Genomic DNA, 15,115 nt, shown 5'->3' with positions numbered 1-15,115 from the left:
GCGCGCATGGAAAGCGGCCATTCCGCAGAGGTGACGATCACCGTCCTGGGGCGGGGACCGTCGGTCCTTTCCACGGGGCAACTCTGCAATTCGCAGGCCGCGGCCTGCGTTGGAAAGGTCAAGGCATGATCCGAACCCAAGCCTCTCTTCTGGCCCTGGCAGCGGCGGTTTCGCCGGGTCTCGCGCTGGCGCAGGATGCCGTCACGCTCGATCCGGTCATCCTGTCGGCGGGCTTCTCGCCCATCGCGAGCGACGCCTACGGCCGCGCCCATACGGTGCTGACCGCCGAGGAAATCGAGCAGCGCGGCATCGCCACGGTCCAGGACGCGCTGCGCGCCGTGCCCGGCATCGCGGTTTCGGCCACCGGCTCGACCTTCACCCAGGTCCGCATCCGGGGCGGCGAGGGCAACCACACGCTGATCCTGATCGACGGCATCGAGGCCGTGGGCGGCGGCGACGAATATATCCTGACCGGGCTGGAGACCGCGAACATCGAGCGCATCGAGGTGCTGCGCGGGCCGCAATCGGTCTATTACGGCTCGAACGCCTCGGCCGGGGTGATCAACATCATCACCCGCAAGGGCGGCGAGGGGTTGGAATACGGCGGCGCGGTCGAGGCGGGCAACGGCGCCGCGGCCTCGGCCTATGTCAGCCGCAACGGCGCGCGGGGCGGGCTGGCGCTGAACCTGTCGGCCCGCGACGACCACGGCTATGACCAGTCGGGCGACGGCGGCGAAAAGGACGGCATCATCCGCAAGACCATCGGCGCCTCGGGCTGGCTGCAGGCCACCGACGACCTGCGGCTGGGCACCACGTTGCGCCGGTCCTGGGAAAAATACGATTACGACGCGCTCAACTATCTGGCGACCACGGCCGACGACTATGTCGTGGACGACCCCGCGCTCTACAGCAAGCGCGACGAGTTCCAGGGCGCGCTTTGGGCCGAGTTTTCCAGCCTCGACGGCCGGCTGACGCATCGGCTGGAATATCAGGACACCGTGTTCAAGCAGAGCAGCAACGGCGGCGCCTGGACCACCGGCAAGACGCGCAAGCTGAAATACCGCGGCAGCTTCGGTCTGGACGGCCGGGCGGTGACGGAATCGGCGCATATCCTCGGCCTGCTGGCCGAGAAGCAGAAGGACGAATCCTCCGCCGCCCCGGATTACGACCGCGAGATGACCTCGGTGGCGCTGGAATACCGCGGCTTCCTGGACAACGGGCTGGATCTGCAGGCGGGCCTGCGCCGCGACGACAACAAGGTGTTCGAGGATTTCACCAGCTGGAACCTGGGCCTGTCCTGGCAGGTGCCGGACCAGCCCTATCGGCTGCATGCCTCGGCCGGCGCGGGGCTGGTGAACCCGTCCTATTACGAGCTTTACGCCGATGACACCTATACCCGCGGCAATCCCTCTCTGAAGCCGGAAAAGAACCGCGGCTTCGACCTGGGCGTCGAGTTCCAGCTGCCCGACGACCGCGGCACCGTCGACCTGACCTGGTTCAAGGAAAAGCTTGAGGACGAGATCGCCTATGTCTATGGCGCCGCCCCGGACGGTCGGGCGAGTTATGAGAATCAGCCCGGCAAAAGCCCGCGCGAAGGCGTCGAGCTGACGGCGCGGATCCGCGCCACCCAGACGCTGGACCTGGCGCTGAACTATACCTACCTGGACGCCAAGAACCCCGACGGCTCGGTCGAGGTGCGCCGGCCGCGGCACGAACTGGGCCTGGCGGCGACGCTGGCCTTCCTGGACGGGCGCGGTTCGGTCACCGCCGATGTCCGCCGGGTCGCGGGCAATTACGACAGCCGGTTCTTCGGCGATTATGCAACGGCGGAACTGCCCGCCTATACGGTCGTGAACCTGGCCGCCGGCTATGATCTGACCCGGAACGTCCGGGTGACCGGCCGGGTGACGAACCTGTTCGACAAGGAATATTCCGACGTCTGGGGCTATGCCTCGCAGGGGCGGACCGCTTATGCCGGATTGCAGGCGCGATGGTGATCCGCTGGCTTCTGGCGGGCTGGCTGGCCTGCCTTGCCCTGCCCGTCGCGGCCGACGCGCCGCGCCGGGTCGTTTCCGTGAACCTGTGCACCGACCAGCTGGCGATGATGCTGGCGGCGCCGGGGCAGTTGGTCTCGGTCTCGTATCTGGCGCGGGACCCGGCCTCTTCGGCGATGCCCGAGGCGGCGGCGGGGCTGCCCCTCAACCACGGGCTGGCCGAGGAGATCTTCCTGCTGCGGCCCGACCTGGTGCTGGCGGGGACCTGGACGACGCCGGCCACCGTCGACCTGCTGCGCCGGGTCGGCGTTCCGGTGGCGGTGTTCCAGCCCGAAGACGACCTCGCCGGCATCCGCGCCAACATACGCCGCATGGGCGAGGTGCTGGGCCGCGAGGCCGAGGCCGAGGCGCTGATCGCCCGTTTCGAAGCCGATCTGGCGCGGCTGGACGATGCGCCCGCGCCGCGCCCCCGCGCCGCGATCTATGCCGCGAACGGCTATACCCTGGGCAGCGACAGCCTGGCCGGGCAGATCGTGATCCTGGGCGGCCATGCCAATATCGCCGACGAGCTGGGCCTGGCCGGCGGCGGCACGCTGCCGCTGGAATCGCTGCTGCTGTCGCAGCCCGACCTGCTGATTCTGGGCCGGCGCTATCCCGGCCATTCCCGGGGCGAGGACATGATGGACCATCCGGCCCTGCGCAGCGTCATGCGCGACACGCCTTTCGTGGTCATGTCGGACCCCGACTGGGTCTGCGGCACCCCCCGCATCCTGCGCGCCGCGCAAAGCCTGCGCACCGCCGGGGGGCTCGCGCCATGACCCGCTATGCGCTGCTGCTGGCGCTGCTGGGCCTGTTGGCCGCGGCGCTGTTCCTGGCCTCGCTGCTGACCGGCCCGGCGGGCGTGGGCATCGGCGACAGCCTTGCCGCGCTGGTCCGCGGCGACGGCATGCTGGGGCTGGTGATGCGCGAGATCCGCCTGCCCCGCGCCATCCTGGGCCTGCTGGTCGGGGCGGCGCTGGGGCTGGCCGGGGCCGCGATGCAGGGCTTTCTGCGCAACCCCCTGGCCGAGCCGGGGCTGATCGGGACCTCGTCCTCGGCGGGCCTGGGCGCGGTGCTGGCGATCCAGACCGGGCTGGCGGCGGCCTGGTCCCTGGGCCTGCCGCTGGCGGCTTTGGCCGGGGCGGCGCTGTCGGTGCTGCTGGTGCTGGCGCTGGCCGGACCGCGGGGCGGCGCGCTGGCGCTGATCCTGGCCGGCATCGCCATTTCCGCCCTGGCCGGGGCCGGGACATCACTGGTGCTGAACCTGTCGCCCAACCCGTTCGCGGCGAACGAGATCATGTTCTGGATGATGGGATCGCTGGCCGACCGCTCGATGCTGCATGTCTGGATCGCGGCGGCGCTGATCCTGCCCGGCGCGGCGCTGCTGCTGACGACCGGCCGGGCGCTGGACGCGCTGACGCTGGGCGAGGACGCGGCGGCGTCCAGCGGGATCGACCTGCGCTGGCTGCGGCTGCGGCTGGTCATGGGCACCGCGGCCCTGATCGCGGGTGCGACGGCGGTGGCGGGCGCCATCGGCTTCGTCGGGCTGGTGGTGCCGCATCTGCTGCGCCGTGCGGTCGGCGCACGGCCGTCGCGGCTGCTGGCCGCCTCGGCGCTTGGCGGCGCGGCGATGGTGCTGGCGGCGGATATCGCGGTGCGGCTGATCCTGCCCGGCCGCGACCTCAAGCTGGGCGTGCTGACCGCGCTGGTCGGGGCGCCGCTGTTCTTGCATCTGATCCTGAAGACCCGGAGGCAGGCATGAGGCTGGAGCTTGCGAATCTGACCTGCCGCCGCAACGGCCGCGCGGTGATCGACGGCATCGACCTGACGGTGGGGCCGGGCGAATTCGTGGGCCTGCTGGGTCCCAACGGCGCCGGCAAGACCACGCTTCTGCGCACCGCGCTGGGGCTGCTGCCGGCCGAGGGGCGCAATTCGCTGGCGGCGCTGCCGGCGGCGCAGCGCGCCCGCGCGGCCGCCTTCATGCCGCAGGGACGCGAGATCGCCTGGCCGGTGACGGTCGAGACCCTGGTGGCGCTGGGGCGCGTCGCCCATCCCGACGCGGCGGGCGATGCGGACCATGCCGCGGTCGAGGCGGCGCTGGCCGCGCTGTCGCTGCAAGAACTGCGCCATCGCCCCGCCACCCAGCTGTCGGGCGGCGAGCAGGCCCGCGCGCTGCTGGCCCGGGCGCTGGCGCAGGACACCCCGCTGCTGGTCGCGGACGAGCCCATCGCCGGGCTGGACCCGGCCGCGCAGATCGGCGTCATGCGGCTGTTCCGCGGGCTCGCAAACGAGGGGCGGGCGGTCCTGGCCTCGCTGCACGACCTTGGCCTGGCGGCCCGGCATTGCAGCCGGCTGATCCTGCTGCAGCGCGGCCGGATCATGGCCGACGGCCCGCCCGAGACGGTGCTGACGGACGAAAACCTGGGCCGCTGCTTCGGCGTGACGGCCCATGTCGCGCATGGCCCGCAGGGGCCGATCCTGCAATTGCTGGACACGATCACGGAGACGACATGACGCTTGAAAACCGCCTGCGCGACGCGATGCGAAACCCCGGCACCGGCTGGTCGATGGGCTCGTTCGGGGCCATCGCCGAGTTCCACCATGTCGCCGGCGATCCCGCCGCGACGCCCCTGCCCGGCTGCGGCATCGTCACCGCGCGCGGCGGCATCCGGCTGGAGAACATCGCCGCGATCCGCCCCGTCGCCTGGGAGGGGCTGAGCCCGCGCCCGCATCGCTGGCAGCAGGGCGTGGCGCTGTGCCTGCCCGAGGGCGAGACCGGCACGGCCCGCCGCAGCGTGCTGACCGAACTGGGACCCGACACGGGGGCGCTGCGCGACCAGGACCGCGAGGCGGTGCTGTTCGACCTGGGCCTGGACCAGCCGCAGGTCGATTTCTGCGTCAGGACCAGCGATCCCGCGCTGATCGCGGCGCTGCGGGCCGAATGCGGCCGCGGGGTTTTCGAGAGCCATGCCATGGCGGCGATCCTGCCCGCGCATCCGCATCGGGTGGCGCTGACCGGCATCGGCCGCGTCGAAGTGTTCCAGAAGATCGGCGGCCCGGACACCGGCGGCGTCTCGCCCCCGGGGCCGCATACGCATGTGCTGCCCAAGCTGCTGCGCAGCCGGCGCACCCATTCCGCCAATACGCCGATCCCGCCCGGGCTGGTGCCGGTGGCCGGGCTGCACCCCGAAAGCCCGGTCATGGACACGATGGGCGCGGATCGCGATTTCGACGCGGCAGCCTTCGCGGATTTCCAGCGGATGCTGGCCGAATGGGGCGACGGCGGACGCAACGCGCTGAAGGCGCGGGTCTGGGCGGCGCTGGCCGAGGGGGTGGCGCCCGGGGATTTCCCGCCGCCCGACGACCGCCATGCCCGCACCGCCCTGCGCGTCGCCCTGCGCCAGGCCGAGCGCCGGGACGGCCCCTCGCCCGCGCTGGCCGCCTGGCGCGCCGCATTCGACCGCGACACGGCCGAGCCGGACGAGGATGCGCCCGGGCACTAAAAGCCTGCCGAGAGCGTGCCGGGACGAAAATGGTTCCGGCTTCCGAGAAGATCGGCCTGACATCGACCTGTCAGGCCGTTGCGGGTCCGATTTTCTGACGCGCCGCCGCGTCCACCCTGTTTCAGCGGTCCGCTAGGCGCCGCTGTAGGGGGCGAAGCGGGCTTCCGTCGCGGTGACCGCCAGCGGCCGGCCGACCATGGGAAAGGCGCGCTGCGGGCAGGCCGGACGCTCGCAGACCTTGCAGCCCGGACCGATGCGCGTCGCCAGCGCCGGGTTCTTCAGGTCCAGCCCGCGCGCATAGACCAGCCGGTCGGCATGGGCCAGGTCGCATCCCAGCGCCACCGCGAAGGTCTTGACCGGCGCCCCGAAACCGCCCTGGCCGTGGCTGACCATGCGCGCGATCCACAGGTAGCTGCGCCCGTCCGGCATCTGGGCGATCTGGCGGGTGATCTCGCCCGGCCGGCTGAAAGCCTCATAGACGTTCCACAGCGGGCAGGTGCCACCGATGCGCGAGAAGTGGAAATCCGTGGCCGATTGCCGCTTCGAGATGTTCCCGGCCCGGTCCACGCGGATGAAGAAGAACGGCACGCCGCGCGCCTCGGGCCGCTGCAGGGTCGAGAGCCGGTGGCAGGTGGTCTCGAACCCGACGCCGAAGCGGCGCGCGATCAAGTCGATGTCATAGGCCGTGGCCTCGGCCTCGCGCAGGAAGGCGGCATAGGGCAGCACCAGCGCCCCGGCGAAATAATTCGCCAGGCCGATGCGCAGCAGGGCCTGGGCGTCGGGGGCAAGGCCGGGACCTTCGGACAGTCGGGCCAGGGTCTCGCCCTGTTCGAGAAAGGCCAGCTGCGTCGCGATCTGGAACGCCTGCTGGCCTTCGTTCAGATGCGGCGCCAGATGCAGGATGCGCGCGCCGGCATCGAAGCGGCGCAGGCTGTCGCCGTCCAGCGCGATGCGGATGCCGTGCCGGCCCGCCAGCCGGTCGATCAGCCCCGCGGCCATGCGGCCGGGCGGCAGGGCAAGGCCGATGGCCTCGGCCGGGGTTTCCAGTTCCGGCACATGGTTGCGGCGGTCGTAGAACCAGTCCCGCACCGCCTCGAAGGCGGCCGGCGCCGCGGCTTGCGGTTCGGTCAGCCGGCCCACCAGCAGGTCGGCGCGTTCCGAGGTTTCGCGCAGCCGTGCCTGCATGGCGACGATCGTCCGTGCCACCCCGGGCATGTTGGCGGCCAGCTCGCGCAGCTCGGCCATCGCCGCCGGCGCGCCCTGATCGGCCAGCGCCGCGCGCAGGTCCGCGATCAGCCGAGCCTCTTCCGCATCCGAGAACAGCTGCACGTCCAGGCCGAAGGCGCCGTTCAGCTTCAACAGCACCGGCACGGTCAGCGGGCGCTGGTTCTGCTCGATCTGGTTGAGATAGCTGGGCGAAATCCCCAGCGTCCGCGCCAGCGCCGCCTGGGTCAGGCCGCGTTCCTCGCGCAGCCGGCGCAGCCGGACGCCCATGAAAGCCTTCGACATCTTCGCAACCTTCGCAATTCACAAGCGCGATCTTCGCAATCCCACGCTTTTTCAGCAGTTTATCCGAAGTCCTGCTTTGTGAATAGATCCATCTGCAAATCTTGCGAAGGATGCCCATGCCCGCCCCGGTCCAGATGGTCGAGATGATCTTTCCCGAACAGGCCAACCATTACGGCACACTGTTCGGCGGCCACGCGCTGGCGCTGATGGCCAAGGCCGCCTTCGTCGCGGCGACGCAACACGCGCGCATGGCGGTGGTCATGGCGCGCTCGGACCGGGTGGATTTCGCCACGCCGGTGCGGGTGGGCGAATTGCTGGAACTGACCGCCCGCGTCACCCGCAGCGGGCGCAGCTCGATGACGGTCGAGGTCGCGGCGACGGCCGGAGCGCTGACCGAGCAGGCCCGGCGCGAAGTGCTGCGCGGACGATTCGAGATGGTGGCGGTGGATGGGCGGGGACGGCCCTGCCCCATCGCGCAGGAACAAGGAAAAGGATGCGAATGATGACGATTCACGACCTGAGAAGCTGGAAATCGGCCGAGCACCTGCCGCGCGACGAGCAGTTGGCCTGGAAGATCGCCGAAGTCGCCGCCGACCCGGTCGAGGTCGAGGCCGAGGTGACCGAGATGATCGTGAACCGGATCATCGACAATGCGGCGGTGGCGGCGGCCTCGCTGGCGCGGCGGCCGGTCGCCTCGGCCCGGGCACAGGCGCGGGCACAGGCCTTCTGCCATCCCTTGCAATGCGGCGCCACGGTCTTCGGCCTGGACGATTCGCTGCGGGTCAGCCCGGAATGGGCGGCCTGGGCCAACGGGACCGCGGTGCGCGAACTGGACTTTCACGACACCTTCCTGGCCGCCGACTACAGCCATCCGGGCGACAATATCCCGCCGGTGCTGGCGGTGGCGCAGCATTGCCTGCGCTCGGGCCGCGACCTGATCCGGGGCATCGCCACCGGCTACGAGGTGCAGGTGAACCTGGTGCGCGGCATCTGCCTGCACGAACACAAGATCGACCATATCGCGCATCTCGGCCCCTCGGCCGCCGCCGGGATCGGCACCTTGCTGAACCTGCCCGCCGCGGTGATCTATCAGGCGGTGCAGCAGGCGCTGCACGTCACCACCACCACCCGGCAAAGCCGCAAGGGCGAGATTTCCAGCTGGAAAGCCTATGCCCCGGCCTTTGCCGGCAAGATGGCGATCGAGGCGGTGGACCGGGTGATGCGCGGCGAAGGCGCCCCCAGCCCCGCCTGGGAGGGCGAGGACGGTTTCATCGCCTGGCTGCTGTCCGGTCCCGAGGCGCGCTATCAGGTGCCGCTGCCGGGCCAAGGTCAGCCCAAGCGCGCGATCCTGGACACCTATACCAAGGAGCACTCGGCGGAATATCAAAGCCAGGCGCTGATCGACCTTGCCCGCCGCCTGGGCCCGCGGATCGGCGACCTGTCGCAGATCGACAGCATCGTGATCCACACCAGCCACCATACGCATCACGTCATCGGCACCGGCGCCAACGATCCGCAGAAGATGGACCCCCATGCCTCGCGCGAGACGCTGGACCACTCGATCATGTATATCTTCGCGGTGGCGCTGGAGGACGGCGGCTGGCACCACGAGCGCAGCTATGCCCCCGAGCGTGCGCAACGCCCGGAAACCGTGGCGCTGTGGCGCAAGATCTCGACCGTCGAGGACCCGGAGTGGTCGCGGCGCTATCACGCCCGCGACCCCAAGGAAAAGGCCTTCGGCGGCCGCGTGGTGGTCGCGCTGAAGGACGGCCGCGTGGTCGAGGACGAACTGGCCCTGGCCGATGCCCACCCCGATGGCGCCCGCCCCTTCGTGCGCGAGAACTATATCCGGAAGTTCATGACTCTTTCGGACGGGATCGTCGCCGCGGCCGAACAGCGGCGCTTCCTGGACGCGGCGCAGAGCCTTCCCGACCTTCCGGCCGGCCGGCTGGGAGAGCTGAATTTCACCGTCACGCCCGACAAGCTGGGCGCCCCGGTGCCGCATGGCATCTTCGACTGGAAATGAGGTGACGACATGAGCGACATTGTTGCCAAGCCCAAGAAGTCGGTGGCCCTTTCCGGGGTCGTCGCCGGCAATACCGCCCTGTGCAGCGTCGGCCAATCGGGCAACGACCTGCATTATCGCGGCTTCGACATCCTGGATCTTGCCGAGGCCTGCGCCTTCGAGGAGGTGGCGCATCTGCTGGTGCATGGCACCCTGCCCTCGCAGGCGGAACTCGCGGCCTACAAGGCCAAGCTGCGCGGGTTGCGCGGGCTGCCGCTGGCGGTGCGGCAGGTCCTGGAATCGATCCCGGCCGCGGCGCATCCCATGGACGTGCTGCGCTCGGGCGTCAGCGCGCTCGGCTGCGTGCTGCCCGAGGCCGCGGACCACAACACCCCCGGCGCCCGCGACATCGTGGATCGGCTGATCGCGGCGCAGGGCTCGATGCTGCTTTACTGGTATCATTTCGCCCAGAACGGCCGCCGCATCGAGGTCGAGACCGCGGACGACAGCATTGCCGGCCATTTCCTGCACCTGCTGCACGGGGCACCGGCTGCGCCCGAGCATGTCCGGGCGATGCACACGACGCTGAACCTGTATGCCGAGCATGAATTCAACGCCTCGACCTTCACGGCGCGGACCATCGCCGGCACCGGCTCGGACCTGTACAGCTGCGTCGCCGGCGCCATCGGTGCGCTGCGCGGGCCGAAGCATGGCGGCGCCAACGAAGTCGCCTTCGAGGTGCAGAAGCGTTACGACAGCCCCGAAGAGGCCGAGGCCGACATCCGCGCCCGGGTCGCGGCGCGCGAGGTCGTCATCGGCTTCGGCCATCCGGTCTATACCGTCTCGGACCCGCGCAACGTGGTGATCAAGGATGTGGCCCGGCGGCTGGCCCTTGCGGCCGGAGCGACCAAGATGTTCCGCATCGCCGAACGGATCGAGGCGGTAATGGCCGATGCCAAGGCGATGTTCCCGAATCTGGACTGGTATTCCGCGGTCTCCTATCACCTGCTGGGGGTGCCGACGGCGATGTTCACGCCGATCTTCGTGCTGGCCCGCACCGCCGGCTGGGGCGCGCATGTGATTGAGCAGCGGCTGGACAACAAGATCATCCGGCCCTCGGCCAATTACATCGGACCGGACAACCGCGCATTCACCCCCATCGCGCATCGCGACGGCCATCTGGCCGCGGCGGCGGAGTAGAGCCATGCCCTATCTGATCGGCTCCGACCTGCCCGAAGCCCCGGCTGGCGCCCGCTTCCGCGCCGCGCTGGCCCGCCCCGGCATCTTGCGCCTGCCCGGCGCCCATAACGGCATGGCGGCACTGCAGGCCAAGGCGGCGGGCTTTCCGGCGCTGTATCTGTCGGGCGCGGCGATGACCGCCGGCATGGGTCTGCCTGACCTGGGCATCATCACCGTCGACGAGGTCGCTTTCTTCATCCGCCAGATCGCCCGCGCCAGCGGCCTGCCGTTGCTGGTCGACGGCGACACCGGCTATGGCGAGGCCCTGAACGTCATGCATATGGTGCGCGTGTTCGAAGAGGCCGGCGCCGGCGCCGTGCATCTGGAGGACCAGCTGCTGCCCAAGAAATGCGGACATCTGAACGACAAGAAGCTGGCGCCGGCCACCGAGATGGCGGCAAAGGTTGCGGCGGCGGTGCGGGCGCGGCGGCATCTCTTCGTGATCGCCCGCACCGACGCGGCGGCCTCCGAAGGCATCGAGGGCGCCGTGGCCCGCGCCAGGCTCTATGTCGAGGCCGGGGCCGACGCGATCTTTCCCGAGGCGCTGACCAGCATCGAGATGTTCCGCGAACTTCGCGCCCGACTGCCGGGGGTGAAGCTGCTGGCCAACATGACCGAGTTCGGCCGCACGCCGGCCTTGACCGCGCAGGAATTCCAGGACCTGGGCTATGACATGGTGATCTGGCCGGTGTCGTCGCTGCGGATCGCCAACCGGGCGCAGGAACGGCTTTATGCCGCCCTGGCGCGCGACGGCGCCACCACCGCCCTGCTGCCCGAGATGCAGACCCGGGCCGAGCTTTACGATCTGATCGGCCTCAACGCCTTCGAGGCGCTGGACCGCTCGATCGCGCAAAGCGCCTTGCCCGGGGCCGACTAACCAGAAATGTTCCCTTAATGTTCTGAAAATTGCCAGTTGGCAATCCGATCATTTCTGGAAATGCCCGGCCAGATAGCTCTCGAAGCCGGCGCGCAGATCGGCCTCGGAGATGCTGTCGGGGAACTCCAGGCGGACCTTGCGGCCCCGGTGCTCGATGGTCAGCGCGCCGGCGAGCAGCTGCTTTTCGGCCGCCGGCTTGGAACCATAGGCCGCCGCTTTCAGTCGGGCCAACACCTTCGGCACCGGGACGGGGCTGCCCTGCCCTGCCCGCGCCTGGGCCTGTTCCTGCGCGATCGCGGCGGCTTCGGCCAATACCTTGCCTTCCGCATCCTGCAACAGCGGCCGGATGCTGCGGGCATGCAGCTCGCGAATTTCGGTCAGTTGCGGAAAGGCATCCAGGATCGCCTTGGGCAGGCGCGCCAGATGCAGATAGCGCGACAGCCAGGCTTCCGAGACCTCCAACCGCGCGGCCATCGTCTTCTGCTTGCCGCCATAATAGATGTCCAGCGCCTGCAGATAGTCGCAGGCCCTTTCGTAGTCGCTAAGGTCGGCGCGGTCGCGGTTCTCGATGTCGGCCAGGCGGAAGGCCTCTTCATCGGTCAGGTCGCGGACCTCGATCAGATAGCGGAACTGCGAATAGTTGTTGGCGCGCAGCCAGCTGACGGCGAAATGCCGGCGGGCGCCGCAGATCACCTCGTATTCCGGCCCCTGCCCCGGCGGCAGCTTGCGGACGATGGCCGGAAACTCCTGCTGGCCCTGAGCCTTGAGGCTGTCGATCAGGTCGCGGCAATTGTCCTCGGTCAGCAGATCGTAGGCGCGGTTATGCCTAGCCCACATCACGCAGCTGGCCGGATCGACCCAGCGCAGCACCTTTTCTTCCCGTTCGCCGCTGTCGGCCAGGGCGTTGGTCCGCTTCAGGAACCGGGCACCGGCCTTGTCGGCGGCCGGCTGGGCGGACAGATCCTTCAGCACATCGTCGAAGATCGCATCATGGCGCTTGCTCACAGCAGGCCCTCCTTGCGCAGTTGGCGGTGATGGCTGGGCCAGGTCTTGCGGATCAGCAGCTCGACCTCGCGGCCGACGGCGTCCAGATAGGCCCGGCAGCGCTTGTGGGTCTCGGTGCGGGTCGCCGGACCGGTCAACTCGTAGACGGTCATCAGATTGGCGGTGGCATTGTCGATCTCGGCCGAATCCTTCAGCGCCGCGGTCATCATGTCCTGCGGAAAAACCGCGTCCATCATGCGCTTGATCGCCTGATGCGCGGATTTCTGGTCGTTCATCTTCGAGGTCAGGATCTTGACGAAACTGTATTCGCGCGCGCCGCCGTGGCGCGCCAGTTCGGCCAGGGTCGATTCCATCATCTTCAGGAAATGCGCGGTCGAGGCGAAGTCGATATTGTTCGGCGGCGCCGGAATCAGCAGCGCATTGGCCGCGCGCAGCACCGAAAGAGACAGCATGCCAAGCGCCGGCGGCGGGTCCAGCAGGATGATGTCGAACTGGTCGGCGATCGAGGCCACCCCTTCGCGCAAGCGGTCGAGGATGAAGGTCGGATCGCGGGCCATGCGGGCGGCGAATTCGTATTCCGCGTCGTACAGCCCCAGGTTCGCCGGGATCAGCGCGATGCCCGGCCAATAGGTGGCACGCAGGGCGTAATGCAGGCTTTTCGGACCGCCGTGTTGCAGAAAGGGATACAGCGTATCCTCCTCCTCATCCACGTCGACATCCGGGTTCAGGCCGAAGACCGCCGTGGTCGACGCCTGAGAATCGCAGTCGATGACGCAGACGCGATAGCCTCGCAACGCCAGGAACTGCGCCAGGTGAACCACCAGCGTCGACTTACCGACCCCGCCCTTGAAATTCTGCACCGCCATGACCAGGGGCGGATCCTCCGCGGCACGATGCGGCAAGGTGCCGAAAACCTCGCGCATCCGGTTCACCTCGGCCAGGGTATAGCCGTTGCGGCGGTTGGTGGTGGCATCCTTGGCCGGCTCGGGCAAACGTCCGTCGGATTCCGCGTCCCGGAGGGCCTTTTCCGAGCGGCCGACCATTTCGGCTGCCGTTCGCACGTTGAAAAGCAGGTCGAGCTGCTTCTGGCTGCCGGGTGCGAAGACGCGTTCGCGAAGGCGTTCGATGACCATGGAAGCGCGCTGGCTGAGCACGGCGAGTTCTTCCAAGGTGACTGGAGGAAGTGCGGGGTTCATGGGATGACTTTTCTGCTCGTTTTCCGGCACTATGGCGGAAATCAGGGAATGCGTAAAGTTCGGTTTTGTCGCAATGTCTGCCCAGAAACCGATAGTGGCATGGAGAGGCCTCTGCGAGCGTTATCTTGCCTTGCGAACCGCATAGAAAGCGGAGCGAAGGCTTTTCGCATCCCGATTTGTAAGGCTTTGACGCATTGCTTTCCATCTTCCCCCTGGAAATCCTGTGGATAAAACCACTTGGTTTCGGTTCAGATTCAAAGGATTCTGGATTCGGGATAGGTAGCTTCTTGGTAACACTGGAAAATATTGTGTAATCCTTACGTTTCGGGATGTTTCGCGATTCTTTTCGGGACGGCAGTGCTTACGTATCGGGCGGCCAGGGCTTACAAAGCGGGCTCCCTGCTGCGCTTACATTTCGGGTGACGCGAATCGCTGGTCGAATCGGCTGGAAAATGTCCAGTGAAAGCAAGAGCCTGCGAATCACCTTCTCATGCTGTGCTGCGGCTTGGCTTACATTTCGGGTGCGACGTCCCGGACCGCTTGAAATCTTACGTTCTGTCGAATACAAAAGTAAGGTCTTCGATGTAGGGGAACGATGGCCGAGTCCAAGATCCGAACGGTGGAAGCGCGGCCGAACGCCGACAGCTTGGTCAAGCCCGGCGAACTCGTCGATCTGATCGAGGTGACGCCGCTGACACTGAACGACCGCCGGATCTATAATCAGCTGCTCGAAAACGCTTGGGAAGCGATCGACAAGCCGGTGACGCATGTCATCTCGAAATCGACTCTGCGGGGCAGTCATAACTCCAACGACCGGGTGGGCGAAAGTCTGGAAAGGCTGATGTCTGCCATCGTCAAGGTTGCGGTCATCTGGGACGGCGAACCCGCCATCGAGCGCGTGCAGCTGCTGGGCGGAAACCTGGAAAGCGGCCGCAGCGACGGTCTGCTGGAATATGAAATTCCGGCGCGGCTGCGCAAGATCATCCGCAACAGCCAGGTTTTTGCCCGGCTGCAGCGCGAGGTTATGTTTGCGCTGTCCTCGAAATACGCGCTGACGCTTTACGAGATGGTGCAGAAACGCGGCAACCTGCGCTGGAAGGCGTCGGAGCGGTTCACGCTTGAGGCGTTGCGCGGCATCATGGGGGTCCCGAAAGGTAAGCTTTCCTCCTGGTCGAACCTGAAGCTGCGCGCCATCGACCCGGCCGTGGCCGAGGTGAATGCGCTTTCCGACTTCCTGGTGGAGATCCAGCCGATCAAGACCGGCCGCGCGGTGACCCATGTCGAGATGCGCTGGTGGCGCAAGGACGGCGATGCCAGCGGTGCCGCCGATCGCGCCTTGCAGTTCTCCAAGGTCGGCCGGCGCGTGAAGGCCGAGGGCCGCACCGAGGAGGTCTGTCCGGCGCCAGCGGCCCGGCCGCGGCCGGCCTGGATGGAGTCCCGCGGCCCGGCCTTGCAGACGGCGACCTACGAGACCGCGCGCTTGCGCCATCCGGGCTATGACATCTATTTCGTCGAAAGCGAGTGGCGCGAATGGAGCGCCCGCAAGGAGCCGGCCAAGGATCCCGACCGCGCCTATCTGGCCTTCTTCCGCAGCTATGCCGAGAAGAACCCGCTGTAATTGCCAATTGGCAATTTCCAACCGTATAGACCAAGCAGGGCAGGGGCCTTATGTGTGCCGTTTATGCGTGCTTGCAAGTGCTCCGCATAATCGCTGGATTTTGCGGCTTACTTTACCTTGACCCGGGTCA

At 68.1% G+C, this 15,115-nt stretch carries 13 protein-coding genes; 10 read left to right on the top strand and 3 right to left on the bottom strand.

From position 1 onward, the window contains the following. The first annotated feature begins 125 nt into the window (after positions 1-125). From JCM7685_RS15475 to JCM7685_RS15455, 5 genes are read left to right on the top strand one after another with little or no spacing between them, the layout of a single operon-like run. Positions 126-1,997 (top strand): TonB-dependent receptor plug domain-containing protein, encoded by a 1,872-nt coding sequence (locus JCM7685_RS15475; RefSeq protein WP_074969679.1) that lies wholly within the window; start codon positions 126-128, stop codon positions 1,995-1,997. Continuing rightward, positions 1,991-2,812, top strand: a complete 822-nt coding sequence (locus JCM7685_RS15470) for an ABC transporter substrate-binding protein (protein WP_074969677.1) — start codon at positions 1,991-1,993, stop codon at positions 2,810-2,812. Before JCM7685_RS15475 ends, JCM7685_RS15470 begins: the two co-directional genes overlap by 7 nt. Further along, positions 2,809-3,795 carry a FecCD family ABC transporter permease gene (locus tag JCM7685_RS15465; protein ID WP_074969675.1) on the top strand — a complete coding sequence of 329 codons (987 nt, stop codon included), beginning with the start codon at positions 2,809-2,811 and terminating at the stop codon, positions 3,793-3,795. The genes JCM7685_RS15470 and JCM7685_RS15465 overlap by 4 nt, the downstream gene beginning before the upstream one ends. Next, a complete protein-coding gene (locus tag JCM7685_RS15460) occupies positions 3,792-4,547 on the top strand; it encodes an ABC transporter ATP-binding protein (RefSeq protein WP_074969673.1) in 756 nt (251 codons plus the stop codon). Before JCM7685_RS15465 ends, JCM7685_RS15460 begins: the two co-directional genes overlap by 4 nt. Further along, positions 4,544-5,536, top strand: a complete 993-nt coding sequence (locus tag JCM7685_RS15455; protein WP_074969671.1) for a DUF6925 family protein — start codon at positions 4,544-4,546, stop codon at positions 5,534-5,536. Before JCM7685_RS15460 ends, JCM7685_RS15455 begins: the two co-directional genes overlap by 4 nt. Before the next feature lie 132 nt (positions 5,537-5,668). Here the strand turns inward: JCM7685_RS15455 and JCM7685_RS15450 are convergent, their stop codons facing one another. Beyond that, positions 5,669-7,045, bottom strand: coding sequence for a short-chain fatty acyl-CoA regulator family protein (locus JCM7685_RS15450; protein ID WP_074969669.1), 1,377 nt, complete (start codon positions 7,043-7,045; stop codon positions 5,669-5,671). A gap of 116 nt (positions 7,046-7,161) precedes the next feature. On the opposite strand from JCM7685_RS15450, the gene JCM7685_RS15445 reads away from it, so the two are divergent. Genes JCM7685_RS15445 through prpB form a run of 4 tightly spaced genes read left to right on the top strand, consistent with a single transcriptional unit; the run spans position 7,162 to position 11,166 of the window. After that, entirely contained in the window at positions 7,162-7,548 is a 387-nt protein-coding gene (locus tag JCM7685_RS15445; protein ID WP_083412869.1) for an acyl-CoA thioesterase, read from the top strand. Then, the gene (locus JCM7685_RS15440; protein ID WP_074969665.1) at positions 7,548-9,071 is read left to right on the top strand and encodes an MmgE/PrpD family protein; all 1,524 of its coding nucleotides are present in this window, start codon (positions 7,548-7,550) and stop codon (positions 9,069-9,071) included. Before JCM7685_RS15445 ends, JCM7685_RS15440 begins: the two co-directional genes overlap by 1 nt. A 9-nt stretch (positions 9,072-9,080) precedes the next feature. Then, a complete protein-coding gene (gene prpC / locus JCM7685_RS15435) occupies positions 9,081-10,250 on the top strand; it encodes a bifunctional 2-methylcitrate synthase/citrate synthase (RefSeq protein WP_074969663.1) in 1,170 nt (389 codons plus the stop codon). 4 nt (positions 10,251-10,254) lie between these two features. Beyond that, entirely contained in the window at positions 10,255-11,166 is a 912-nt protein-coding gene (gene prpB / locus JCM7685_RS15430; protein ID WP_074969661.1) for a methylisocitrate lyase, read from the top strand. Positions 11,167-11,214: 48 nt separating this feature from the next. Here prpB and JCM7685_RS15425 read toward each other — a convergent pair whose 3' ends face one another. Together JCM7685_RS15425 and JCM7685_RS15420 are read right to left on the bottom strand one after the other, a co-directional pair. Beyond that, positions 11,215-12,171: a ParB/RepB/Spo0J family partition protein gene (locus JCM7685_RS15425; protein ID WP_074969659.1), complete on the bottom strand. Its 957-nt coding sequence runs from the start codon at positions 12,169-12,171 to the stop codon at positions 11,215-11,217. After that, complete coding sequence (locus JCM7685_RS15420; RefSeq protein WP_074969657.1) at positions 12,168-13,367, bottom strand: AAA family ATPase; 1,200 nt, start codon at positions 13,365-13,367, stop codon at positions 12,168-12,170. Before JCM7685_RS15420 ends, JCM7685_RS15425 begins: the two co-directional genes overlap by 4 nt. 595 nt (positions 13,368-13,962) lie before the next feature. Here JCM7685_RS15420 and JCM7685_RS15415 point away from each other — a divergent pair. After that, on the top strand, positions 13,963-14,985 hold the full coding sequence (locus JCM7685_RS15415; protein WP_074969655.1) for a replication initiation protein: 1,023 nt from the start codon (positions 13,963-13,965) through the stop codon (positions 14,983-14,985). Positions 14,986-15,115 lie beyond the last annotated feature (130 nt).

The organism is Paracoccus aminovorans (genome assembly GCF_900005615.1).
GTDB classification, from domain to species: Bacteria; Pseudomonadota; Alphaproteobacteria; order Rhodobacterales; family Rhodobacteraceae; genus Paracoccus; species Paracoccus aminovorans.
Note: the sequence above shows the minus strand (reverse complement) of the source record. Positions and strands in the feature narration are given on the sequence as shown.